The following is a 25,099-nucleotide window of genomic DNA, read 5'->3' as shown; positions in this document are numbered from 1 at the left end:
AAAAGGTCTGCAATGCAGACCTTTTAAATTGATAACTAAGGCAAAGACTTAAGTTTTGCGCACGCAGCTTTAGTTTACTGACCAAACCCTGTGGCATTAATATCCACTGTGTGCACTGTGCCGTATTTAGCGGCGATGGGTGCTATTTTAGCGGCATTGCCAATCAACACAAATTGTAGATTTTTTTGCGGAAAGTAAGCCTTAACTAACCTTTGGGTTTCTTCTAAGGTTAAACCATCGACCTTAGCTTGAAACTCATTGATAAACTTATCATCAAAACCATACAGATACATGCCTGACAAGAGCCCGGCTAGCTGACCTGATGTTTCAAACTTAGGTGGAAACTGGCCTTTCACATAAGCTTTAGCCGAATATAAGGTGGCTTGATCAACGCCTTTCTCCCACAAACGAGCATAGGTTTTTAAAGCTAAATCCATTGCTTCTTGGGTGGTTTCCGTCTTAGTGAAAGTGCTAATGGTAAACACACCTGCATCGGTATACGGCGTAAAACCTGAGCGCGCACCATAGGTTAAGCCAGCGTTTACCCGCAGCTCATCGTTAAGCCAAGAGGTAAAACGGCCACCTAAAATAGTGTTCACTACGGTTAAACCCACATAGTCTGGGTTGTCACGGCTAATACCTAAACCGCCGATCACGAACGTGGTTTCGATGGCATCGGGTTTATCCACCAGCAAAACTTTAGCTGTAGTCAACTGAGGTAAGCCTTGGTTTAAGTCAGGCTGCACTAGCTTTTCACTGCCCTGCCACTGACCAAAGGTTTGCGTCAGCTTGGCCTTCATGGCGGCAATATCAAAGTCCCCCACCACAGTAATCGCAGTATTGGCTGGTTGGTAGTAACTCTTATGGAAAGCACGCAGTTGCGACACAGTTACTTGTTCAAGCGATTCACTATTACCCGAAGCCGCATTCCCATAAGGATGGGCGCCGAACACTAGCTTATCGAAGTAACGCCCAATCACCGCACGCGGGCTTTCTTTATCTTGCTGCAAACCCGCAATGGCGCGCTGCTTGAGTTTATCAAACTCGGCGACATCAAAGTCTGGCGTTAACATCGCCGCACTAAATAAACTCAGCATGACATCAGTATCTTTCGCCATAAAATCGGCGCTAAGATAGCTACCTTCTTTATCCGCTTCAGCACCTAAACTTGCACCGAGAAAATCTATTTGTTGCTCGATATCTGCCTTAGATTTACCCGCCGCACCTAACAGTAAGCCTTCCGCCGTCATTTGCGCTACGCCTGCGGTAGTGTCATTGACTGCACCCGCACGCACCACGGCATTTAAAGTAATTAATGGTACTTCGCGCTGCGGCATTAAATACACGGTTAAGCCATTATCCAGTACGAACTTGTCATAACTTGGCATCACAAAGCTGCCAGTATCAACCCGTTTTGGCGCCGATGTAGTAGCACAACCCACTAAAGCCAAACTTGTGCCTAGGGCTAATGCGGCCATTAACTTAGAGGGTTTCCTAGGTGATGCCATCTTAAGTAATTTCATTGCTGTCGATTTCGCTGCCATCGATTTCACTACTGTAGATTTCATTGAGAAGACTCCTCGGTTGCCGCCAGCACAGCTACAGTGCGATTCGATTTACGTAAATAGGTTTGGGCAACACGTTGAATATCCGCGCTTGTCACCTGATTATAGGCTTCTGGCGCATTAAATAACTTATCGTAATTGCCAAAATACATCTCATAGGTGCCTATAGTATTGGCCTTACCATTAATGGTTTCCATCGAACGATAAAAATCCATCAACTTGATATTTTTAACTTTATCCAGTTCTTGCTGAGTAACACCATTCGTCGCAATCGCATCAATTTGTTCAATCAGCGCGCGCTCCAATGTTGAAGCTTTCACCTCAGGCGTGGCAACGCCCATCACATAGAAGAGGTTCGGGTCGACCGACATCGGCATGTAGGTTTGCGCTTCTAACGCCACTTGTTTATCAACCAGGGATTGATAAAAACGCGAGCTATTACCTTGACTTAAAATAGAGCTTAATAAATCCAGCGCATAAAAATCTGCGTGAGTCGCCGCCGGAATATGGTAAGCCAACATGACATTAGGAGTGCTCACCGACGCCTTTTGCACAAAAGTACGACGCTCACCCTTTTGTTCAGGTTCAACGGTACGAATCGCTTTAGGCGGAGTTTGTGCCGGAATAGGCGCAAAGTACTTGTCGGCCAAGGCTTTAACTTGCGCAAGCTTTACATCACCGGCAATCACCACCACTGCATTGTTCGGTGCGTAATAGGTTTTATGGTACTGGACTAAATCTTCCAGCGTCCAAGCGGCGATATCTGACTCATGGCCGATAACCGACCAAGAATAGGGGTGCGCTAAAAATGCCACGCCTTTAATTTCGCCTTCGAGGGCATTCCAGTTAGAGTTTTCTAAGCCAGTGGAACGCTCCGACTGCACTACGCCACGCTCACTATCGACCATAGTTTGGTTGATATCTAAGTTAGCGATACGGTCGGCTTCGAGATCGAACATAGTTTCGAGCGCATTGGCGGGAAACCAATCGGTATAAACCGTCATGTCTTCAGTGGTATACGCATTGTTCGCGCCACCTGCGGCCTCCATAGTACGGTCGAACATTTTCGGGCCGTACTTTTTAGAACCGTTAAACATCATGTGCTCGAAAAAGTGCGAAATACCGGTAATGCCGGGCACTTCGTTACGTGAACCGACTTTCCAAAACAAATACATGTTGGCATTGGGAATAGAGGCATCTTCTAGCACCATGATTTTCATGCCGTTATCTAGCGTGAAACTCTTAATGTCTTCTGCCGTGGTGGCCTGTGCCTGGCTTAGGGGACTCAAAAGCCCCATGGCCAACATCAGAGCCGATAGCGTGCGCTTCATCTTGTTCGCTCCTTGCTGTAAATATCCACATATGAAAGCAAATCATTTAACAAATCAAGTACAAATATCTAAGCCTAAGCCAATTATTTGTAAGCTCAAGTATTGCCATGATTGCCAAAGGTATTGAAGCGGATGGCAAAAACAAGGCCTAGCCTAAGCGCTGGATAGCGCAAAACCTAACAATAACAGTGTTAAAAAAAAACCTAACAACTTGTTTTTATAAAACAAAAATATACACTACCCGCATCTCAATCATTGAACAACATGAAATAAAATAATGAAAGCATTAGCACTAACTCTTTTATCAGCCTCGGTTATCGCCTTAACAGCTTGTGGTGGTAGCGATGATAATGCAGAGAACCTAACGACTGAACAGGTACTCTCATTGGTTAAGGACACAAATTCAGCCAATCAACATTATCCAGATAGTGTGGCTAGTGAACTGTTAATGAAAACACCGGAGGCAGTCACTTACTATCTAAGTGATGGTGTTTTGCGTTGGTCTACAGAAAATCAAATCCCCTTATACTTTGTCTCGATTGATGGTGCTAATCCGCCTCAAACATTGATTGATGGTGTCGCCCAATTAGAGTCACGTCTAGGTGATATTTTCACCGATTTTAAAATACTGACCTGGGACGTACAGCAATATCGGGATACAAATGCGTCCGATGAAAATATTGGTAATGGTACTTTTGATAAAGCCTTTTTCATGGCACAAAATAACTTATCAGAAGGTGGTATGATTCTTTCAATTGATTCTGGCTACTATGATAAGCAATATTCCAACAGTGCCCAGAACATGTGTGCTAACTCATCCATAGCGCCTTTCAGTGGTACTTTACAAATCCTGTGGGACAAGACAGGTTATACCTACAGCAAAGAAAACCTCATTTGGACCAATATGGGAAATAACCACGGTTGCAAGTGGAACACACAAACAGTAATGCATGAGTTAGCTCACGGTATGGGCATGTACCAACATTTTGAACCTCAGTTTGGTTCTTGGTCTGATGGAGCATTCGATGTTCTAGCGACTCTTTACCATAATGCACCAGGCACCAAGTGGGCCGATCTTCAGGTCAACACCCAATAAATAATCTTCAAATGCTGATAAAGCGTTAACCCTCTTCCATAACTCAATTTCTAATAAAAAAAGCTGCGACACATGTTGTCGCAGCTTTCGATTATCATACAGCTATCCCTGTCACAGTCTATTAGCCCAATATGCAACCTAATTTTCAGCGTCAAGTCACCTTACTTAGCTTAATTCCGCGCGCACCACGAAAAATATCCGTCAATGAATTAGTCGAACGGCTCGTAAACCGCACACATGATGCCGGTAAACGCTCAGTGCAGCGTGATCTTAAAGCTATGTATGAAATGGGCACCTTTGGGTTACGTCTTGATAACAGAAGTAAGCCCTATGGTTGGTCGATTGAATCTTGTTGGCGCGGCCTTAATCTAGACTTGATGGATCAACATATGGCATTGGCGCTCACCACATTGAAACGCAGTGCAAGCCAGCTGATGCCACCGCAAAGCTTACAACAGTTACAGCCTTATTTTGAGCGGGCCGATAAAGTATTAGCCAGCGATCCTGAAAACCCATGGTTATATTGGGCTTGCCGGGTGGCACAATTACCTGAACCCTATCCTTTTATTTTGCCATCGCACGAGCCTAAATCTTTGGAGGTAATACAACAGGCTATTTTAGACAGAAAACAAATTAGCTGTGATATCAAAAAATTAATTAGCGGTAATATGCATTGGTTGCACTACAGCCATATCAATCCTCAGGGAATTCTTAGTCGTGATAGTGTGGTGTTACTGGCGTTTACTATCGGCAGCTTTGATACTCGGCTTCATCACAAACCCATAGGTTTATTGCGCAATGCACAATTACTCCCCTCTAAGGCAGTGGAAAGTGAAAACTTTGATATCAAAAATGCCGATCCTGGTACCCAGAATGAAAAAATTCAGCTTGAATTACTGCTGTCAGACCGTGCCACTTTTATTATGCGTGAGGCAAAATTCAGCGAAGACCAAGATATGCAACTGCAAGAAGATGGTCGCTTCCGTGTGACGGCTAAGGTATTTGATACACCAAAGCTAAGAGCCGCATTATGGGAAATGGCTGATACGGTCGAAGTATTGGCTCCCACAAGATTAAGGGAACACTTTGTAAACATGACGCAAAAAATGCGCGCTAAGTACCTATAATTTAGTATGAATATTCTATGCGACAACCCCAGTCGCAGCCCAAGGTTAGTCTTAATATATAGCAGCTAACCTTGAGAATCGTATGTTTGAACTAATCTCCGATGACAGCACTACCTCCATGCCTAAATTAATCGTATTGGGTGTAGGAGGTTGCGGCTGTAATACCATTAATCAGCTTAGCCAAATCAATCTTCCCGCAAGCGTAGAGCTGGTTTCTGTCAACACAGATGCCCAGTCTATGGCGGCAACTAACAGCCATTTCAGCATACAAATTGGCCCAAAAACCACGAAGGGATTAGGTGCAGGCGCTAAGCCGGATGTTGGTTGCGCTGCGGCATTAGAGTCACAGGAGTCATTAATTCACCAAATGCAAGATGCCGATATTATCTTTCTTACTGCAGGTTTAGGTGGCGGTACGGGCACTGGGGCGCTACCACAGGTGGCAAGATTTGCCCGCGAGCTGGTAAAACCCGTGATTGCCGTGGTGACTTTACCCTTTGGTTTTGAAGGGCATCATCGCGCTGCCAATGCTGAGGCGGGTTTGAATGAATTACTCCAGTGTGCCAATGCGGTTATTGTGCTACCCAACGATAAGCTTGCCGAAGTCCTTGGGGCAAAAATGACCTTGCTGAACGCCTTCAATGAGAGCAATAAAATATTACAGGATGTACTACTCGGTCTTGCCAATACAATTAGCCAAGCAGGACTTATCAATATTGATTTAAATGACTTTATTTCAGTAATTAGTCGCAAAGGCCGCGCAGCTATGGGTGTGAGCCATCTAAAAAAAGACGAAGATTTGGTTACCGCGGTTAAGCGCGCGATGCAGAACCCACTGCTCGATAATATCGATTTAAGTCAGGCACAGGCAGCGATTGTCAGTGTGGTGGCCAAAGATACCATAGAGCTCAGTCAATACAATCAAATTGGCGCTACTGTGCATCAACAACTGCCTCACGATGCCTTGGTGATTATCGGACTCACGGTCGACGCTAATCTTGAATCTGAACTCGAGGTGATGGTGATCGCCACAGGTATTGCCACAAAGTTGTTAGAGGAGGATTTATCCGCGTCGTTACAAAGTGAAGATAACTACATCAATGTACATGACTTTCTAAAGCATCCATCGGCGCTCAATCAAGGATTAAAACCAGAGCTAAAATCAGAATTAACACAAAAGCCATCGCAATATCATCATGATGTGAATGATTTGCAGATACCGACTTATCTACGCTATCAAAAACAACAACCGCACTAATCCGGCGGACAACCTTTATTTAGAAAATATTTATCAATGAGTTAGGGCAGGAAACCATAATGACACCGGCCCCTTAGAGGTTGCAGCGGCGTAAAGATGTCTATTTTTTATCATTCGAAGAGACAAATACTGCTGGCTCCTGCGCCTGCTTAGTGCATAGCCAACACGAAAAATATTCGCGCTACTAAGTTTCATGCCTACGCTTAAGGCTTAGGAATTTTATGTTCTTGTGCAGCGGCCTCTTTTGCTTCTCGCAAATATTTTTGTTCGTGGGTCTCTCGCTCATTGAACTGTTGTTGCGCTTTACGTTTTTGCTGCGTAGCCCAATCATTAGCTTGGGATTTTTGTTTAATTTTATCTGCACGTTCGGCTGTCTCTGTGGATGCTTGGCGCGCTTTTTCTAATTGAGTTTGCTCCAATTGCTGAGAATCGACCCGAGCCTTATCCGCCTTTTGCTCTAGCGTTAATACAGGCTTAGCCGTATCGGCGGCATTGGCCGCTGATACGCCTAAGAGTAAAGCGGCCAACATAAATACATTAAATAAATACGCCATAAAAAATCTCCTTTACTGACAAATAGCGTCACTTAACAATAAATTTTAATCCGAGTAATCAGTGACAAACATAGCATGAAACCAGCCTAGGCTTGAATATCGAACAGATTTATTAAAATCATTTCTAAATATCCGCTTTACCCTAAATTTTTTTAATTTTCTATTTGGGCGAAATTGTAATTAAGCTTATTTTTAATTCGAAGGGAATGAGGTACTATTCAATAAATTTCGTTATAAACGAAATACCTATGGAAGGGGATGTGACCTTTAAGTGTCACTAGGGAGTATCCTGATATGATCAGATGGCAACATTTATTGAATAAGCTCAGTACCGATGATCCGGTATTACAAGAAAAGCTGCAATTCTGGCGAGCCTACCCCCATAAAGTCCCCTTAGCATTAATTCAAGGCTTTAGCTTTATTAGTGCCAACCAAGCCACGCTTAATTATTTTGAGACTAAATACGACGCGTTTATCAATGCGACCCCCTATGATTTCTCACCAAGAATTCAATCCTCCGGCCGTAATAGTGTTGAATACTCCAGAGAAATGATTCGAGAAGCTATTGCGGGTAAAAATATAGAGTTCAACTGGTTGCATCTCAGCCAACAAGGCACTGAACTTCCTTCTCGCATCAACTTATATCGCTGTTATCTACAGCAGCAAACCGTTGTTCTGGCGGAGCTACAAACATTAAACCGCCGTCATCGGGTTCGCAAAAACGTGTCAGATGGCTTTACGCATATACCTAAAGAAATCATATCGACTACCTTAGAAGAAAGTGCCGAAGCCGTTTATATCACTGACGCTGATAACCGTATTTTAGCGGTGAACAAGGCGATGTGCCGTATTTGCGGTTATAGCACTGAGCAACTGATCGATAATACGCCTGAGTTTTTAGATGCCCGCAATCAGGTCTACAGTGATGAAACGGATTGCCAACTGGCATTAAAGCAAAGAGGATTTTGGCAAGGAGAAATCTGGAAACGCCGCTCCGATGGTAATCATTTTCCCGCTTGGCAGAGCAGTCGAAAAATTGTCACTCATAACGGTGAATACTATCATGTGAATATTTTCAGTGACATAAGTACGAAAAAGCTGCTTGAAACTCAGCTAACAACCCGTGCTATGTACGATACTTTGACTGGATTGCCTAATCGGTTTCATATTAAACAAATCCTTCATGGTGCCCTCGAAAAACTCAAAACCGATCCGCTTACCCTTGGCGCGTTGATGTTTTTAGATCTCAATGGTTTCAAAAATATCAATGACAGCTTTGGCCATGCCATGGGCGATAAAGTATTACAGCTGGTTGCCGCAAGGCTCGAAGTCGGTTGTATTGAAAAAGCAGATATCGCGCGCATGGGCGGAGATGAGTTTACTTTAGTGTTGCAAGATTGCAGCTGCAAAGAAGAAATCCAACTATTTGCGGAGCAAATTCTCAGCTTGTTCGATAGCCCTTTTGAAATTGAAGGACAAAAATTTTTCCTCGGTATCAGTATCGGTATCGCACTGTACCCGAACCATAGTGACCAAGCCTCTCAGCTGATTAGCCACGCCGATACCGCCATGTATTGCGCTAAAAAAAGCCAACCACATTTAGTCTTTTACGATAAAGCAATGAGCCAAGCTGCCGAGCAAAAATTAGAGCTAATTAATAGCTTAAGACATGCGCATAGCTTAAAACAGTTCACTCTCGCCTATCAAAGCATAGTGGATTTACAGACCAATCAAACCATCGCCGCCGAAGCACTACTGCGATGGCAAAAATCGCCGACGGAATATTATGAAGCCGCCAATTTTATTGCCTTACTAGAAGAAACGGGGTTGATCGTCAATATTGGTCAATGGGTGATAGAGCAAGCTTGTTTACAAGCCGCACTCTGGCGTCAACACCACCAACCGACTTTTAGAGTGTCTGTTAATGTGTCACCACTGCAATTAGAACATTTAGATTTTGTTGAACAGGTCATTAATGCGTTAAACACAGCAAATTTACCCGCCGAAGCACTGATTTTAGAAATCACCGAATCAGCATTATTGCGCCAGCCAGAACAAGCTAGAACCACATTAACTCGTCTTAAAGCGCTTGGGGTCAGTATCGCCATTGATGATTTTGGTACCGGTTTGTCCTCGCTCAGCCGCCTAGGGACGTTACCTATAGATAGTGTAAAAATTGATACCGAGTTTGCCTTACATTTAAACGAGGCATCGGGACAAAAGCTCTACAATGCTATAGTGCAACTTGTGCAAGCTCTCGAGATTAATTTCATCGCAGAAGGGATAGAAACGCAACAACAGAAGGACATAATGACGAGGATGGGACCAGGCTTTGGCCAAGGATATTTATTTAGTTACCCTAGCTCGGTTGAGTACTTCACCCAGGCCTTTCTTACCCAAAAATGCTTGGCTTAAAACGGTGTCGCTATCGATTGATAACCACTATTGGTATTAACTCGATAGCCCTGTCAGCACACCATTTAACAATAAAATAGTGGCATCACTCCCCTGCAAAGCAATTAGCTGGCAGGGCTATCTATCATCATTTGCAGTACAAATGAATCGGAGTCATTAAACCCTATTCCACATTAAGTTAGCGTGATCTGAATAAGATTTTAACAATTTTAATGCGTACGCAGTCTCAAAAATACTTATTTAAAAAACACTCCACCACATAGGCACGCTATCGAAATTATCCCAATAGCGGACTAAGTTGAAGATGGTTCACCATTCGCGATGTTTGGCTCCGCATAACGAGCCTGTACCGAGCTCGGCATTGCCTTAATCCGCAGTGTGACCATTGCATCGAGTGCCTTCGTCAATGGTTGAATGTCGAGCGCGGGTTCGAGAGCATTTAACATATAGGCGCACGCCTCTATGGTTGATAAGCTGTCACTATGGCTCGATTTACGGATGCGATAGCGTGACTCATACCCTTGCGCCAAATGCACCGCAGGATACTGAGTTAACCAAACATTAAGCTGCAACATTTTAAATGCCTTACGCCAAGTACCATCAAGCAATAACAACACGCAATCGGGAGTAATACTTTGCTCTTCAACACTGACACTGGATGTCGAAGGGTAGACGAGATAAATCGGCTTATTACACGTCGCTAAATATTGCTGCAAATCCGCAAAATCAGCCTCACATTCCCCCACATAAACTTGGGTTGTAGGCACAACAAGACTCAATACCCGTACGCTATTTTTTTTATGTTCCACTTCACTCGGATGTTGTAACACCACCAACTGAGTGATTGGAGAAATGGGCTGAACACTGGCGCAAAGACACGCATTCTGCGGATAACGGCAAGTAACACAATAATGACGGGACAAATGGCAGCCTCAGATACATCAATCTAATGGTGAGTATACCAAAGGATAAGGAGCAAAAAGACACAATAAAAAAATACCCACTGCTTGCGGTCAAACAAGCCGTGGGTAAAGGGTGTACTTGGTTATCAAAAATAGTAAAAATTAATGTTCTGTCGTGAGTTGCTCTTGGTGCCAATGATCGAATCGGCTCAATGCCATCATTACTAACAACCCGATAGAAGATACGCCCATCACTAATGCGACAGCATAAGGCGCGGTAAGATCGGTCTGTTGTACCAGCCCAGCTAAAATAGATGCGCCGCTCATTTGAATAAAACCTAACATCGCCGCAGCGGTTCCCGCTCGCTCGCCAAAGGCCGATAACGCCATACTGGTTGCAGGACCCAGTAAAAAGGCAAACCCTACACATAACAACATCATCGGCAGCATAAAGGCAAAAGCGGCCGCCATACCCGTGCTCGGGCCAAACAGCTGAGCCACCACGACTGCAACTGAAGAAAGAATAAGTAAAACAAGCGCCAATACCACAGTCGGACGATTGCCTAGCTTACGTATCACTATCGGCGCCGCAAAACAGGCGACGATATTAAACACCGCATTGAGCCCAAATAGGCCACTAAAGGCGAGTTCCGACACCCCTAAATGACCAATTAACCATACTGGTGCATAAGACACATAACTTAAAATGGCCGCCATCGCTGACATGCAAGCCAAGGCATAAAATAAAAAGTGAGTATTACCTAGTACAGGTTTATATCGGCTCCAACGATAAAGTGGGCCTGTAGTGACGGTATTAGCAGGACGTGTCTCAGGTAAGCGATAACCCACAACAATCATCATTAACATGGCGTATAGCGTCATAAAAACAAAGGTTGAGCGCCAACCAAATTGCATCGCGAGCAAGCCACCTAGCGTAGGTGCTAATGCGGGGATGACACAAATCGCACCATTCAAGTAGCTGTAAATCTTGGCGCCTTCTTTTTGAGAGTAACAGTCGCGTACTGCGCTAAATACCACGATTGACGTCGAACAGGCGGCTAACCCTTGTAATAAACGGGCAATCTGTAACCAATGAAACTCAATAGCAGCAGCGGCGAGAAGGCTACTTGCGCCATAAAGTAATACGCCAAATATTGCCACAGGACGACGGCCATAACGGTCTGCCAATGGCCCAATTAAGACTTGCCCTAAGCCCATAGCAAATAAAAATAAAACCAGTGTGGATTGTACGTCACTGGCAGATACAGCGAATTCTGTCGCCATCGTTGGCATTGAAGGTAAGTAGATATCGATTGCTAATGGGCTAAGAAGCACCATAGACATCAAGATAGGTAACAGATTGCGCCGCATAAATAATCTCAGTTAAACCATGAACAATATTTTAGTGGGCGCTATTTTAATTAACTCGAGGTATGAATAGAAATGGTATAATTTCCAAAGTAAATTTCCTCTGAGGAATATCTTTGAATATCGACAACTTAGCCAGAATCGATCTTAACCTACTGGTCATACTCAAGGTTCTACTAGAAGAGCAAAGCGTTACCCGCGCCGCGAGCCGCTTACACATAAGTCAGTCCGCAATCAGTAAGAGCTTAAATCGCCTTAGAGAAACCTTAGATGATCCGCTATTTCAGCGTACCGCCCATGGCTTAAAACCTACGGCACATGCTCTTATGCTCGGACAAAAACTGCCGAATATATTACAAGATCTATATCAATTAACGCAGCCGCCGACGTTTAATCCCGCCAGTAGTAATAGACAATTTGCCTTTGCTATGGTCGAAAGCGCCTATGAAACGTTAATTCCATATTTTATTGGCCCTATGCTCACCACCGCACCTAACGTCAGACTCGACTCCTATGTGTGGACTGAAAAATCAATGCAGGATTTACAACAAGGGCAAATTGATTTTGGTATTGCAGGACGAGATCTACATCCATTGTCCGATTTTCAAGTCGATCGCCTCCCTGAAGGGATTGCTTATCAAACACTCTTTACCGACCAACAAGTCTGCTTAGTTCGTGAAGATCACCCATTGATGGCCGCGCTCACCTCAGAGCAATGGAATTTAGCACTCTACCTCGATATAGCCCATGTACAGGTTCGCTGTGAAGGCAATGATTGGTGGGCGCTAGATTACTTTCTTGCTGATCTTGGCCATAGAAGACAGATCAGCACGACAGTACCCGACTTTTATGGTGCTGCCAGTGTATGTGCCCACAGCAATTTGATCTTCACGCTGCCCTCGAGTTTTGCTCGCCATGCTTGCCAACTTTATCCACTCAAACTGTTGCCATTGCCCTTCGAATTTATGCCCATGGCCTATGTACTTTTATGGCACCAAAGAAATGATGAAGATCAAGGGCATAAATGGATTAGAGAAACCATTTGTCAGAGCGTAGCCGCATTATTTAATCCGCTTGATAACTCGCTTGGTAACTCTCACTTAATAGTCTAGTGGCAGAATAACCGTTCACCCAGACATCACAACAAGCACTCGGTGAGAATTATTAAAAGATATTATTGCCTAAAATATGAATACAAAAAGGCCCGATAACATAAATATTATCGAGCCTTTTTTACTGCATAATATTAACCATTACGAAATAACGGCAAGACTATAAAATAAACGTCGCTACCTGAGCATTAAGGTGGTTTGCATGTTCTTTTAGCCCTTTCGCATGTGCCAAGTCAGCCATTGCAGAAGCGGTGATCTCATCGGTAACATCCTTAATCGCTACCGTATTTTGAGTAATTTCACCCGTGACTTGAGTTTGCTCCTCCGCTGCAGTCGCAATTTGCCCAGCCATATCCGAAATTGCATTAACGGCTTGAGTAATTTCCTCTAATGCTTTCGCCGCCGCATTGGCATCTTCAACACTGTTTCCGGCTAACTTTTGGCTGCTTTCCATCAAGCTGACGGCTCTTGCGGTGGTGCGCTGTAATGTTTCAATCGTAGTATGCACTTCTTGAGTTGAATCTTGAGTGCGACGCGATAACACGCGGACTTCATCAGCCACAACCGCAAATCCGCGACCTTGGTCACCAGCACGGGCGGCTTCAATTGCCGCGTTTAATGCCAGTAAGTTCGTTTGTTCCGCAATGCTTTGGATAGTCGCTAAAATACCTGAAATCGCTTGAGCGTGATGACTTAAATCACCAATAACCTCAGTGGCTTGAGTCATCTCATTGGCAAGAGTATTAATCGAGTTGCGAGTTTGGTGCACCAATACCTTACCCTGTTCACTACTCGTTGCGGATTGCTGCGCGGCGGTGGCGGTATTTTCTGCGTTTATCGCAATTTCATTAGTGGCGCTGGCCATTTCGGTCACTGCCGTTGCCACCATCGCGACTTCTTGCTGCTGGCGTTGCAGTTCACTCACCGATATTTGTGTGGTGGACAGACTACGTTCAGCGTCGGCATCAAGTTCAGCCGCTAGCTGTCGAATATGGCTAATTAGCTGATGTTGGCTACCCACAAAACGGTTAAAACTGTCCGCCAACATGCCAACTTCATCTTTGGTTTGGACTTCAATACGTTGAGTTAAATCACCATTACCATCCGCGATACGAGCAAGGGCTTTTGATACGTGACCTAAAGGCCCTAATAACACATTCACGAGCCAAGAAATGGCTAACACACTCACAAGCAACACCAGCGCCGATAATCCAAGTTGGGTGAATAACAGGCTAGAAAGTGGGGCGTTTAGCGTCTCTTTATCGAGCACTAACACTAATTCCCAGTCAGTGTTAGGAATATCGACGGCCCAAACGAGTTTGTCACGGGACTCACTTTCAAAATACATGGGTAACAAAGTACCTGCATTACGGCTCTGTTCAGGCAAGCTTTGGTTAAGATCGTTATCGATATCACTTATTGGCTTCAACGTCTTAGTTTGATCTTTATAGGCGATAACCGTGCCGTCTTTATGCACCATGATGGCATAGCCGTTTGCGGGTAACGTCATTCGATTAACTTCTTCGATGAGCATATTAATGGATAGATCTCCAGCCACCACGCCGCCGGTGGCGGGTTCAGCTAAAGTCACTACCAAGATATTGAAGGCACTATCGAGATAAGGTCGAGTTAATATACTCCCACCCGCTTGCATTGCTTCCTTATACCAAGGGCGAGTGCGAGGATCATAATTTGTGTAGTCAGTTGCCGGCTCCGAGTCCCTCATATTGCCGTTCGACTCACCAAAATAAGTTGATTCAAACCCTCCAGATTGTTTGGCTTGTTTTATTGCCTGTGCAATATCATTACCTAGTTGTCCCTCGATGCCCTTAACAATTTGCTGACGACTTTCGAGCCACTTGCTAATCAACAGAGCTTGCTGATCGCCAAGCCGCTGAGCTTGCTGTAAGTTCGCCTCTAGTAGTGCTTTTTTCTGACTAGAGTAACTCTGCCAAGATAATAATAAAATAACCGCAGATAGCGCGAGAATAACAGAAAACAGTATTTTATTTTTTAAAGAATATGAGTTCATAATATATTTCACTAATAAACATCAGAGAATTAGACTAACTAAAAATAAAACCACTATTTCTAGCCACGGTTAGTTTACTTAGATACATAAAAAATATAGTTCATAATCCCAGTATCATCTGCAAAAATAAGTCGTTGAAACAAAATTTAGCGAAATAAAAAATCCACTTAAAAAGTTCTATCCGAAATAAATTGTAACTTATCTCCATTTAAATATAGAGGTACCTAAAAATTCATAAATATTTTTGTTTTTATAATAAAAAAGTGCCATCAATTAGTATGGCACTTTTACATTTACAAATAATCATTGTCGGATAGCGACAGCTCATTAGATCATAAAATAAAGGTCGCTACCTGGGCTTTCAGATCATTTGCACGAGCTTTCAATGCTCTCGCCTGTGCTAAATCTGACATCGCTGATGCGCTGATTTCATCAGTTACATCTTTAATCGCAACAGTATTCTGAGTAATTTCACCCGTCACTTGGGTTTGCTCTTCCGCAGCGGTGGCGATTTGGCTAGCCATATCTGAAATAACATTTACCGCTTGGGTAATCTCTTCTAGCGCTTTCGCCGCCGCATTAGCATCGCCAACACTGTTTCCAGCTAATTTCTGACTACTTTCCATCAAGCTCACGGCTCTGGCAGTAGTACGCTGCAAGGTTTCAATCGTAGTATGTACTTCTTGAGTCGAGTCTTGAGTACGGCGCGATAATACCCGCACTTCATCTGCCACGACCGCAAAACCACGGCCCTGTTCTCCAGCACGAGCCGCTTCAATCGCTGCGTTAAGTGCCAATAAGTTGGTCTGTTCTGCAATCCCTTGAATGGTCGCTAAAATACTCGAAATTGACTGCGCATGGCGGCTCAAATCTTCAATCACATCCGTAGCTTGGGTCACTTCATCGGCGAGAGAATTAATAGAGTTACGGGTTTTATTCACTAACTCTTTACCCTGTAAGCTACTCATAGCCGATTGCTGTGCTGCCGTTGCTGTATTCTCAGCATTAGCCGCAATTTCATTGGTGGCACTCGCCATTTCAGTCACGGCTGTCGCGACCATAGCGACCTCTTGCTGCTGACGTTGTAATTCATTTACTGAGTTTTGCGTCGTCACTAAACTACGCTCTGCATCAGCATCTAATTCGCTGGCCAGTTGACGGATATGACTAATTAACTGATGCTGACTACCCACAAAACGGTTAAAGCTATCGGCAAGCATACCCACTTCATCGTGAGTATCGACAGAGATACGTTGCGTTAAATCACCATTACCATCGGCAATGCGAGCAAGAGCTTTTGATACGTGACCTAAAGGCCCTAAAAGCACATTCACTAACCAAGATATCGCTGACACACTCACGAGTAACACTAGTGCAGCAAGTCCAAGCTGGGTAAGTAATAGACTAGACAATGGTGCCTCTAAGGTTGCCTTATCAAGCACTAACACCAATTCCCAGTCGGTATCGGGAATATCAACGCTCCACACCAGCTTATCGCTAGCTTCATTTTCAAAATACATCGGCAGCAGTGCACCTGCTTTACGATTTTGCTCAGGTAAATCACGATTAAGTTCGTTATCAATTTCACTTATCGGCTTCATCGTCTTAGCTTGATCTTTATAAGCGATCACAGTGCCGTCTTTGTGCATCATGATGGCATAACCGTTTGCGGGTAATTTCAATCGGTTAACACCATCGACAAGGCTTGCGATAGAGAGGTCACCACCGACAACGCCTTGTGCGGTTGGTTGTGCCATCGTTACCACTAAAATATTGAATGCAACATCCACATAAGGTTTGGTTAAAATAGGCGCGCGTGCACTGACTGCTTGTTGATACCAAGGACGGCTGCGTGGGTCATAACCGCTACGATTAATACTGGGATCTGAATCATTCATTTGCCCAGTTTGAGAGCCAAAATAAGTTAACTGAAAACGGCCAGATGCTTGAGCCTGTTGCAGAGTATTAAGCGTATCGCCTTCAACTTTACTCGCCAGTGCTCCCATAATATCTTGTTTGCCCGCGAGCCATTCTTGAATACGCTCAGCTTGTTGATCACCAAGACGTTGCACTTGTTCTAAGCTATTTTGCAACAGTTGAGCTTTTTGGCTGGAATAACTTTGCCATGACAACAAACCAATCACGAGTGAAAGGGCTACCACAACGGAGAACAGAATTTTTTGCTTGAGCGAATATGAGTTCATGTTGGCGTCTAATTTATTAACAAAGCATTGAAAAATAGGGTGTCTGAACGGGTTGAGCTAATATTTATAGTTAATATTACAAGGCGACTTTTTGCATTAAAACTAAAGCTTAATTTATACTAAATTGTCTCATATTTTGTACAGTTAAGAAAGACGGTGCTCACATTTGCAGCAGAAAGATTTTTATAAAACCCATGCACAACCAACAAAGCCATAACTGATAACTCAAATTGTTTTTCAGTCACAAATAAACCAAATATTTAACGATGAACTGATTCTCAAGGTAAAATAAAGTAAATTAAGCAATATTAACGTGACCTAAACATACTCGCTATTGCACACTAAATGTCCACTGCTTATCGAGGAGTTCGCATGATTTATCAACAGTTCCAACGAAGCCCAATGCAAACACGAATTTCTGGCCCTCGGGCTTGGTTAGCGATGGCGATTAGTCTGAGTTTAATTTGTTTATCATTATTTTTATTACCCTTCGTTCTCCTATTTGGGGCTATTACCCTCGGCTGTTTAGTTTTATTTAGCCGTGTTTATATGGCGCGTCAGGTAGCAAAATTTAACCAAGCACAGGCAAACGCTCATCAGCATGACCACACTACTGAGGAGCCACACAGTCACGTTTACAACTCAGTGAATATTGTCAGAGAGTCTAATGCGAAAGAAACCCATCGAATGCGCCAACAAGGGCGGACTTTTGAGCATAAAGAGGATGAACACTAGCTTAAACGAGTAAAATGGGCTTAAGACAGTAAAGCCTGTGCGCGTGTAAGGCTGTGAATTTCTGCGGAGTCTTGCGTTACTTTCAACACATTTTCAATCTGTAATGCAAGTGACTGCCAAAGGGGCTCGATAATATCGGCCTCTTTTTTATTGGCATTTTGCCTTGCTAATTTAAGCAAAGCCGCAGCTCCAACCACATCGATTCGCCCTAGTATGCCGTCGGCTAATGCCATACTCAGCTCGATCATGGCCGCAACACTGTAGCTGTACTTAATCACTTGGCGCAGGTAATCCTCAGCCTGAGTCAAATCGTTTCCAAAGGCATTATCATCATTGAGCATATGTTGTGCGCGCATGAGCATGGCATCGAGTTGCCCTTGCTCTGCAGCTTCAGCCATCCAATGCTCGCTGGCTATTACATCCCATGTGCAGCCATCACCATTAGCCAACATTAACGCCAAATGGTATTGAGCGTGGGGATAACCTGCTTGCGCGGCTTTACTGATAAAATGATGGGCTTGAGTGAGATTTTTTTGCTGGTAATACAGCACACCTAAGTTAGCCATGGCTTCGGTTTGCTCGCCATCTGCCGCACGCTGTAAGTAATGCTGAGCTAAATGGCTATCGGGTTGAAACGACTCACAGCCGACAAGATAAAAATATCCCAACAACGCCATCGCATTGACGACTCCAGCCTCGGCTGCGGTGGCAATCGCTTTTTCACCTTCAGCCACCTCTGGTGTACCTTGATATCCGTGGATCAATGCCACGCCGTATTCATGCAAGGCTTCCATATTTCTGGGAGCCGAAAGGGAAAACCAATAGGCAGCCCGGGAGAAACAGTCTGTCGCACTTAAATGAGATGCGCTATTGGCTTGGGAGATAGCAGATACATTTGGGGTTAATACTGGGTCAGCGGCTATCACAAGCGTTTGATCTTTAAGTAACGCTTGTTCTTCGAGTGATTCTTGCTCTTTAAGCATTAGCGCCTTGGTCTTAAAGGATATTCCCAGTAGATATTGCGCTTGTGCGTCGTCTTCCATCACAGCGCGGTAGCATAAATCCTTGGCTGTCATAGCGTCAGATGCTTCATAACAGTAGTGAAGTGCTGCCTGGCCTTTCATCTTAGGATACAAGTGCTCAACTAAGGCTAAGACATCTTTAATGGATTTTTGCGCGAGCGCGAGCAATTGCTCTTGGGTAAGGTGATATTTCTCGGGGTGAGCGCCGCGATTACCATCGGCACGTAATCGATGTAAGGCGCGAGTGGTTTTAACATCGATGATGCGTTGCTGGTTAAGTTGTTCAATCCTATCGTATAAATTCGGACTCGTGAACGTGATTTGCTTATCTTGCCCGAGTAACTCAGTAAGCTTATGAGTAAAGCTACGAATGTGCAGCAGCGACTGGGTCGGCACATCCTGCACATAGCTTTTTGCCTTGAGATAATCATCACTCAAAGAGGCCGAAAAATCTTGGATAAATTCACTATCCTTAATGACCGCTTTCATCCCCATGAGTGATTCCCTACAAACTATATTGAGTGTGCACTATTCAACGCTAGGTTTTCTAGACACCATATATAAGCGGAATAACGCGACGTTAACGAATAAGCCGATGAAAGACATAATGGTATCCACCAACATTTGCACAGGAAAACCACCCATAGCTGCGAATCCAGATAGCTGACTGCCGATGACTGAAAGTGGTAGATATAACATTAATAATGCAATGGTTTTTAGCACAATAGGACCACTAAAACTAAAGCTCCCCTTGATGGCCTCTAATGGAGTTAAGCGTTCGACTACAACCATAAAGTTGACGTAAGCCAATCGAGAAAACAGATAAAAACTAATCACCAAGCCTATCAACCATAAAGAGCCAAAGGCCGCAAACAGCATTACAGGAGCTAAAATCGCTAAGCCAGAAAACACGCCAGCCAATAATAGTGGCGGAACAAAAGGTAAGCTGGCCTTAAGTACCATACCCGCAGAAGGATTGTGCCCCTGAGAACGTAGTTCTAAAAACAGCGTGACTGCGGCAATGAGTACAGAGAAAGTGAGCAACAACAGCATCATGGCAATCATGTGCGGTGCACCAAACTGTGGATTTTCTATATCGACTTTACCCATCTCTATGCCTAGCCATAACTGGATCCCTACTTGGATCAACAGTAATGGCATAGTCAACATAGCAAGTTGCGCTAGATGATTACGGAAGAAGTTATAGGCTTCTGACAAAATTGCGGATAGTGACATGCGACTTTCCAAATAATTGAGATGAATTAACACTGATAATTGCCGCTAAGGATACCGAAAATCCCTTGGTAATGCACAATAGAAATCATCAGTGTGAACTGTAAATCACAGAAAACTACTGCAACAAAATAAGCAAACCCGCTAAACTGTCCAACAAACTAGCGCGTAAACCACTAAAGGACGCTTCCATATGAAACACACTATTACCCTGTCTATCTTCCTTAGCACTTGTATTTTGGCAGCGCCCGCCAGTGCGGGCTGGCTAGATAACTTAACTGGTGCTCAAGCCAAAACGGAGAAAACGCTCGCGACGGCAACAGCAACTCAGTCAAATGATTTGGTTGGTAACGTTATGTCACAGCTAGGTTTAAATCAAACTCAGGCAGAGGGTGGTTTAGGCAGTTTATTAGGTTTAGCGCAATCTAGCCTTGGCACGACTGACTATTCAACACTGGCAGCCAGCATCCCTAATGCTGATAGTCTGTTAGCGGCAGCACCTACACTAGACTCAACCTCAGGCGTTTCTGGCTTATTGTCAAAAGCGGGTAATTTAGGATCATCACTACAAAGTAGTGCAATGGTATTTGATGCCTTTGAAAAACTAGGCATTTCTAAAGACTTAGCCATGCCAATGATCAACATTGCTAAGTCTTACTTAGAGGCTAATGGCACAGAAGGTACCTCTGAGTTACTCACAAAAGGCTTGAGTTCACTACTTTAACCCAGCATCCCCTCACCCTAGGAGCTCGATACTTAGGGTGAACTTTCATCTCACAATCGACTCTACTCTATATTCCTCCTGCATGAGAAGCGCCACATATGATTACAAAATTAAGACGATTTCTTGAAGCGCATACCCAAGCCGTATCGCCAGAAGACAAGGCGCATCAACTTAAGCTAGCTGCAGCCAGTATGTTACTCGAAGTAGTATTTGCCGATGAGACACTGTCACCACAAGAAGCTGAGTTATTACCTAAATTACTGACCGAAACCTTGTCAATGTCGCAAGCAGATGCGCAAGTATTAATCGATGAAGCCAAAAGAGTCCAAGGCAACGCCACTTCACTCTTTGAGTTCACCACCGCCATTAATGCTGAATTTAGCCTTGAGCAGAAGCAACAACTATTGCTCGCAATGTGGCAACTGGCCTACGCCGATGGGCAGTTATCCCAGTACGAAGACCAAATCATTCGCCGCACTGCTGATTTGCTCTATCTAAAACACAGCGAATTAATCCACATGCGCAATATTGCCATAGAAACAACCAGTCATACCCAGTAGGTTTTAATCCTGCTGATCACAGTAATGACTCTGGTATAGACAAACTTTGCTTACGGATAATGTGGCTCTTTTGCCACCACAGGAATGGCGCCACCACTAATATTAATACCAACACGTAGGACATGCTGGCGCCAAGCGCAAAGGCCAGTACAACGCAAAATATACAACCGAGAGCCACTAACGGCCAATTATGCCGCGGTAATAATTTAGCTGCCGCTAACATCGCCATCAGATAGATCACCACAAACACACTATTGCTCCATGCGATAAGGTGCTCAAGCTCTTGCCCAGAAATATAGGTGAGCACAATGACACTTGCCATTACCGATAACAACGCTGCTAAAGCGCGAATAGGAACACCGTGGGCATTCTTTACCGCAAAAAAGCGCGGCAAAATACCCTCACAACTAAAGCTCCATACTAAACGAGCCGCACTGGCGGCATATACGTTAACTGTAGCCAACCCGCTCGCAATACCTAAAATGCCAATAACTTGCGCACCATAACCGCCTAGCAATTGATCGAACACACCAATCATAGCGACGCTTTTATCTGTAGGGACTAACAAGAGTAATAGTGTACAAGCCACATAAATAACCCCCACTAATATCGTCCCCATCATCATCGCGGGGATCATATCTTGTTGCGGACGGCGAAAATCATCGGCGAGATGGGTCATAGCTTCGATACCCAAAAAACTCCAAAAAGCAATGCCTGCAGCCATCATTACGGTCGGCATTTCGGGCATACCGTGGCTAGCAAGTATGGTTAGCTGGTCTGGTTGAAAACTATTTGCGCTAAACAGCACCACAACCACGGCCACTATGCACAGTGTCAGGCCAAATTGAAGCTTAGCCGACACTTGAATGCCCCTTAAATTAATCAAGAACAAGCCAAAAATAACCAGCACTTCAACTGCAACCTTCGACCAGCCCGATATAGGCACCAAGGCATTTACAAACTGAAAGGTCATTAAAATAGCGGCGGGCGCCCCCATGGGCACCACCAGTAAAAAGATCAGCCCTATGGTTCGACCAGCAGTGCGACCAAATGCTTTTTCGACAAAGTAGGCGGGGCCAGCAGCATGGGAAAATACACTCGCTAAACGACCAAAGACCAGTGCCACTGGAATAATGGCCAAAGTAAGTAATATCCACGCGACTAGCGCGCCAGATTGCGCCTTATCTATTGTCATCTGAGGCAAAATAAATACCCCAGTACCAAGCAAAGTGGTCGCCATCAACCCTGCACCTTGCCAACGACCTATCGTTCCGCTATTTGAATTCATCTGCTAATATTCTATGGTTTTCGAGCTGCCAGTATAGTGAAATTTAGCCCCACAATCTGCCGTTAATTTCAGTGTTACTCACATCCAGAACAGACAAAATCACGGAAAATTGGTGTATAACCATCAAAATGACGGACAACTTAAATTTTTCCGAAAATCAAAATCTAAATAATTAGTAAATTCTTTTGCCATTCAAAATAATGACAAAATAGTATATAGATTTAATATAAGCATTTTCACTGGAGTCACCCTTGGATAAATTTGATACCGCCATCATTCATAGTCTGCGTCAGGATGCACGTCAAAGCGTGTCGAATATTGCTGAACAGGTAAACCTGTCACGCAGCGCGGTGGCTGAGCGCATTAAAAAATTAGAACAAACTGGGGTTATTCGTGGCTATCAAGTGCTGTTGAGCGAATCACAAAAAGAGGGCGTATCGGCTTATTTCGAGATCCAGCATCAATGTCCACGCTGTGCTGACGTAGTACACGTTTTTCAAGCGATACCCGAAGTAATTACCTGCCGTGGAATTTCTGGCGATATGGATTTACTGGTTTATGTCAACGCACCTTCAATGCGCCGCTTACACGAGATCCGTGAATACATTGATACTCATACCGATATAATCAAAATCAAAACCCATGTGGTTATGAGTGAATGGATCAATAATCTCGGCGAATAAATTATATTTTCCCCAAAACAAGAAACGCCACCCTAAAAATAAAGGTGGCAACGCCCATTTGGAGGCAGGGCAAAATAGTCAAGTCTAGAAAATGGCATCCTGCCCAGCGACCTCCCTGTTACACAACAAATCGCGACTAGACTTATCCTTGAGAGCTAGCATCACAAGGGTTTATCTACAATATTATCCTTAAATACTGTTTTCGCGATTTGTCGATGTCCTTCCACTCTTATCATTATGCTTACAGAGATACACGACTCTCCTTTAGGCTATGGTCATTTGCCCCGTATAAAGGATAAAGTTACGTAGCAATATAACGCCGAGCAAACTTAAGCAGGCCGTTCCTGCGACATAAGCCCATTTACGTTTCGATGTCGAAGTCATAAATAGATTCATCGCTAAAGGACCAGATAAACCGAACCCAACAATACCCACCCAGAACACCCATCCCCAGAAGCCATAACCTAAGGCATTAAAGGTCGCGACCTTACTTTGCCCGCCGGTGAGTACTAGCCCCATAAAGAAGGTAAACAACAATACTATTTCAACTAAGATCAACGGGATCTCAACTTTATGGATAAAGTGCACCTCTTTGTCATCAGGCTTGCCGTTCATCAACACGCCCCCGAGTAAAGCCGCAGCAGCACCAGAGGAAAGCCCAGAGACTAAAAACAACAAAGGTAAGACTGGGTTTTTAAGCATAGGGTAGCCAGGCAATGCTGAGAGTAAGAAGCCCGTATAAGCTCCTAAAGCCAAAGATAGGATCACCAGTAATCCCGTAATGGCAGCCTCAAACCGAGCCAATAATGCTGTTAACTTCAGCACGATAGGAAAGCGTGTTTCACACCAATCATCGACCGGTTTACGGAAGGTTAAACCAATCCACATAAACATGAATACTTGATAAATTAGCAGAATAAGTACACCCATCGACATGACAGATTTAGGGTTGTAAAACACTAAAATCTTCCAAAAATCGAGGGGTTTCGTTAAGTCTACGACCAAAATGCCCAATCCAGCCATTACCGCCACTGGCGCGACAATACAAGCGGCGCGCACAAAACCAGATTTATAAGCGTTTTGCTTTAAAACAAAGTGTTTTAACAATACAGCGAAGAACATCGCCCCTGCCGAAACACCTGCGAGAAACAAGTAAATGGCAATGGGCCAATGCCATACTAAGGTATCAAAATGTAAGGCACTCATAGCACTACCTCCCCAGATTTCGCCAGAATACGGAACAACTTAGGTCGCGTTCCGAGAGCAACTTTGGCGCGTTGAGTTGGATTAGCTCGCAGCACTTGCACTATCTCAGAAGTCGAATCTTTTAAATTACCAAACACCAATGCTTTGGTTGGACAGGCAGCAACACAAGCAGGTTGTTTGCCTTGAGCTAGGTTAGTTTCGCGGCAGAAATCACACTTATCCGCTGCGTGGGTGACAGGATTAATAAAGCGAACTTGATAAGGACAAGCAGCGATACAATATTGGCAACCGACACATTTCCATGCATCAACCGAAACGATGCCGGTTTCTTTATCAATAAACGCGGCGCCCGTTGGGCACACATTGACACAAGGTGCATCTTCGCAATGCTGACAAGACTTGCGGCTAAAGTGATAAAACTGGTTAGGATATTCACCAAAGGGGCCTGTTTGCAGAATTTCAATTCTAGACACTCCTTCGGGAACCTCATTTACCTCACGACATGCCACTTCACATGCACGGCATCCAATACACTTAGATTCATCGTGAACCATCGCATACTTAATCTCGGCTTCGGCTTTAGCGCTTTCTGCGGCATTCACTGTAGTAAGAAGTGTTGCGCCTGTTGCGCCTGCTAATAAAGCACAAGTGCCCTTTAGAAATCTTCTTTTTGAATTTTCCATG

The 25,099-nt window shown here is 44.2% G+C and carries 21 protein-coding genes; 9 read left to right on the top strand and 12 right to left on the bottom strand.

Annotated elements, in window-relative coordinates:
- Positions 1–74: 74 nt before the first annotated feature.
- Complete coding sequence (locus L2717_RS04985) at positions 75–1,568, bottom strand: M16 family metallopeptidase (protein ID WP_220772304.1); 1,494 nt, start codon at positions 1,566–1,568, stop codon at positions 75–77.
- Positions 1,565–2,896 (bottom strand): M16 family metallopeptidase, encoded by a 1,332-nt coding sequence (locus L2717_RS04980; RefSeq protein ID WP_220772302.1) that lies wholly within the window; start codon positions 2,894–2,896, stop codon positions 1,565–1,567. Before L2717_RS04980 ends, L2717_RS04985 begins: the two co-directional genes overlap by 4 nt.
- Positions 2,897–3,173: 277 nt before the next feature.
- On the opposite strand from L2717_RS04980, the gene L2717_RS04975 reads away from it, so the two are divergent.
- From L2717_RS04975 to ftsZ, 3 genes are all read left to right on the top strand, one after another.
- A complete protein-coding gene (locus L2717_RS04975) occupies positions 3,174–3,992 on the top strand; it encodes a hypothetical protein (RefSeq protein ID WP_220772299.1) in 819 nt (272 codons plus the stop codon).
- A 131-nt stretch (positions 3,993–4,123) separates the two neighbouring features.
- Positions 4,124–5,119, top strand: a complete 996-nt coding sequence (locus tag L2717_RS04970) for a helix-turn-helix transcriptional regulator (RefSeq protein ID WP_220772297.1) — start codon at positions 4,124–4,126, stop codon at positions 5,117–5,119.
- A gap of 82 nt (positions 5,120–5,201) precedes the next feature.
- Positions 5,202–6,377 carry a cell division protein FtsZ gene (gene ftsZ, locus L2717_RS04965; protein WP_220772296.1) on the top strand — a complete coding sequence of 392 codons (1,176 nt, stop codon included), beginning with the start codon at positions 5,202–5,204 and terminating at the stop codon, positions 6,375–6,377.
- A gap of 203 nt (positions 6,378–6,580) precedes the next feature.
- On the opposite strand, the gene L2717_RS04960 is transcribed toward ftsZ, so the two are convergent.
- Positions 6,581–6,931: a hypothetical protein gene (locus L2717_RS04960; RefSeq protein WP_220772294.1), complete on the bottom strand. Its 351-nt coding sequence runs from the start codon at positions 6,929–6,931 to the stop codon at positions 6,581–6,583.
- Between the two features lie 294 nt (positions 6,932–7,225).
- Here L2717_RS04960 and L2717_RS04955 point away from each other — a divergent pair, with 294 nt between their 5' ends.
- Positions 7,226–9,346 (top strand): EAL domain-containing protein, encoded by a 2,121-nt coding sequence (locus tag L2717_RS04955; RefSeq protein ID WP_220774721.1) that lies wholly within the window; start codon positions 7,226–7,228, stop codon positions 9,344–9,346.
- A 293-nt stretch (positions 9,347–9,639) separates the two neighbouring features.
- Here L2717_RS04955 and L2717_RS04950 read toward each other — a convergent pair whose 3' ends face one another.
- Both L2717_RS04950 and L2717_RS04945 read right to left on the bottom strand, forming a co-directional pair.
- Positions 9,640–10,269, bottom strand: a complete 630-nt coding sequence (locus L2717_RS04950) for a tRNA-uridine aminocarboxypropyltransferase (RefSeq protein WP_220774722.1) — start codon at positions 10,267–10,269, stop codon at positions 9,640–9,642.
- Positions 10,270–10,410: 141 nt separating this feature from the next.
- On the bottom strand, positions 10,411–11,619 hold the full coding sequence (locus L2717_RS04945) for a multidrug effflux MFS transporter (protein ID WP_220774723.1): 1,209 nt from the start codon (positions 11,617–11,619) through the stop codon (positions 10,411–10,413).
- A 113-nt stretch (positions 11,620–11,732) separates the two neighbouring features.
- On the opposite strand from L2717_RS04945, the gene L2717_RS04940 reads away from it, so the two are divergent.
- The gene (locus tag L2717_RS04940; RefSeq protein ID WP_220774724.1) at positions 11,733–12,728 is read left to right on the top strand and encodes a LysR substrate-binding domain-containing protein; all 996 of its coding nucleotides are present in this window, start codon (positions 11,733–11,735) and stop codon (positions 12,726–12,728) included.
- Between the two features lie 160 nt (positions 12,729–12,888).
- Here the strand turns inward: L2717_RS04940 and L2717_RS04935 are convergent, their stop codons facing one another.
- Together L2717_RS04935 and L2717_RS04930 are read right to left on the bottom strand one after the other, a co-directional pair.
- Positions 12,889–14,760, bottom strand: a complete 1,872-nt coding sequence (locus L2717_RS04935) for a methyl-accepting chemotaxis protein (RefSeq protein WP_220774725.1) — start codon at positions 14,758–14,760, stop codon at positions 12,889–12,891.
- A gap of 332 nt (positions 14,761–15,092) precedes the next feature.
- Positions 15,093–16,964 (bottom strand): methyl-accepting chemotaxis protein, encoded by a 1,872-nt coding sequence (locus tag L2717_RS04930; RefSeq protein ID WP_220774476.1) that lies wholly within the window; start codon positions 16,962–16,964, stop codon positions 15,093–15,095.
- A 372-nt stretch (positions 16,965–17,336) separates the two neighbouring features.
- Here L2717_RS04930 and L2717_RS04925 point away from each other — a divergent pair, with 372 nt between their 5' ends.
- Entirely contained in the window at positions 17,337–17,699 is a 363-nt protein-coding gene (locus L2717_RS04925; RefSeq protein WP_220774475.1) for a hypothetical protein, read from the top strand.
- Positions 17,700–17,719: 20 nt separating this feature from the next.
- Here L2717_RS04925 and L2717_RS04920 read toward each other — a convergent pair whose 3' ends face one another.
- Both L2717_RS04920 and L2717_RS04915 read right to left on the bottom strand, forming a co-directional pair.
- Positions 17,720–19,216: a DUF4145 domain-containing protein gene (locus L2717_RS04920; protein WP_220774474.1), complete on the bottom strand. Its 1,497-nt coding sequence runs from the start codon at positions 19,214–19,216 to the stop codon at positions 17,720–17,722.
- Between the two features lie 33 nt (positions 19,217–19,249).
- A complete protein-coding gene (locus L2717_RS04915) occupies positions 19,250–19,957 on the bottom strand; it encodes a hypothetical protein (protein ID WP_220774473.1) in 708 nt (235 codons plus the stop codon).
- A 190-nt stretch (positions 19,958–20,147) separates the two neighbouring features.
- Between L2717_RS04915 and L2717_RS04910 the strand changes: the two genes are divergently transcribed.
- Positions 20,148–20,678, top strand: coding sequence for a DUF2780 domain-containing protein (locus tag L2717_RS04910; RefSeq protein WP_220774472.1), 531 nt, complete (start codon positions 20,148–20,150; stop codon positions 20,676–20,678).
- Between the two features lie 98 nt (positions 20,679–20,776).
- Positions 20,777–21,238 carry a tellurite resistance TerB family protein gene (locus L2717_RS04905; protein WP_220774471.1) on the top strand — a complete coding sequence of 154 codons (462 nt, stop codon included), beginning with the start codon at positions 20,777–20,779 and terminating at the stop codon, positions 21,236–21,238.
- Between the two features lie 16 nt (positions 21,239–21,254).
- Here the strand turns inward: L2717_RS04905 and yjeH are convergent, their stop codons facing one another.
- Positions 21,255–22,526, bottom strand: a complete 1,272-nt coding sequence (yjeH, locus tag L2717_RS04900) for an L-methionine/branched-chain amino acid transporter (protein ID WP_220774470.1) — start codon at positions 22,524–22,526, stop codon at positions 21,255–21,257.
- Between the two features lie 251 nt (positions 22,527–22,777).
- Here yjeH and L2717_RS04895 point away from each other — a divergent pair, with 251 nt between their 5' ends.
- A complete protein-coding gene (locus L2717_RS04895; RefSeq protein ID WP_076497245.1) occupies positions 22,778–23,209 on the top strand; it encodes an Lrp/AsnC family transcriptional regulator in 432 nt (143 codons plus the stop codon).
- Between the two features lie 264 nt (positions 23,210–23,473).
- On the opposite strand, the gene nrfD is transcribed toward L2717_RS04895, so the two are convergent.
- Together nrfD and L2717_RS04885 are read right to left on the bottom strand one after the other, a co-directional pair.
- On the bottom strand, positions 23,474–24,415 hold the full coding sequence (gene nrfD / locus L2717_RS04890; protein ID WP_220774469.1) for a cytochrome c nitrite reductase subunit NrfD: 942 nt from the start codon (positions 24,413–24,415) through the stop codon (positions 23,474–23,476).
- Complete coding sequence (locus L2717_RS04885) at positions 24,412–25,098, bottom strand: 4Fe-4S dicluster domain-containing protein (protein ID WP_220774468.1); 687 nt, start codon at positions 25,096–25,098, stop codon at positions 24,412–24,414. Before L2717_RS04885 ends, nrfD begins: the two co-directional genes overlap by 4 nt.
- Position 25,099: the final 1 nt, after the last annotated feature.

The sequence above is a fragment of the Shewanella glacialipiscicola genome (genome assembly GCF_023283485.1).
Lineage (GTDB): Bacteria > Pseudomonadota > Gammaproteobacteria > Enterobacterales > Shewanellaceae > Shewanella > Shewanella glacialipiscicola.
This window is presented reverse-complemented; position numbering and strand designations above follow the sequence as displayed.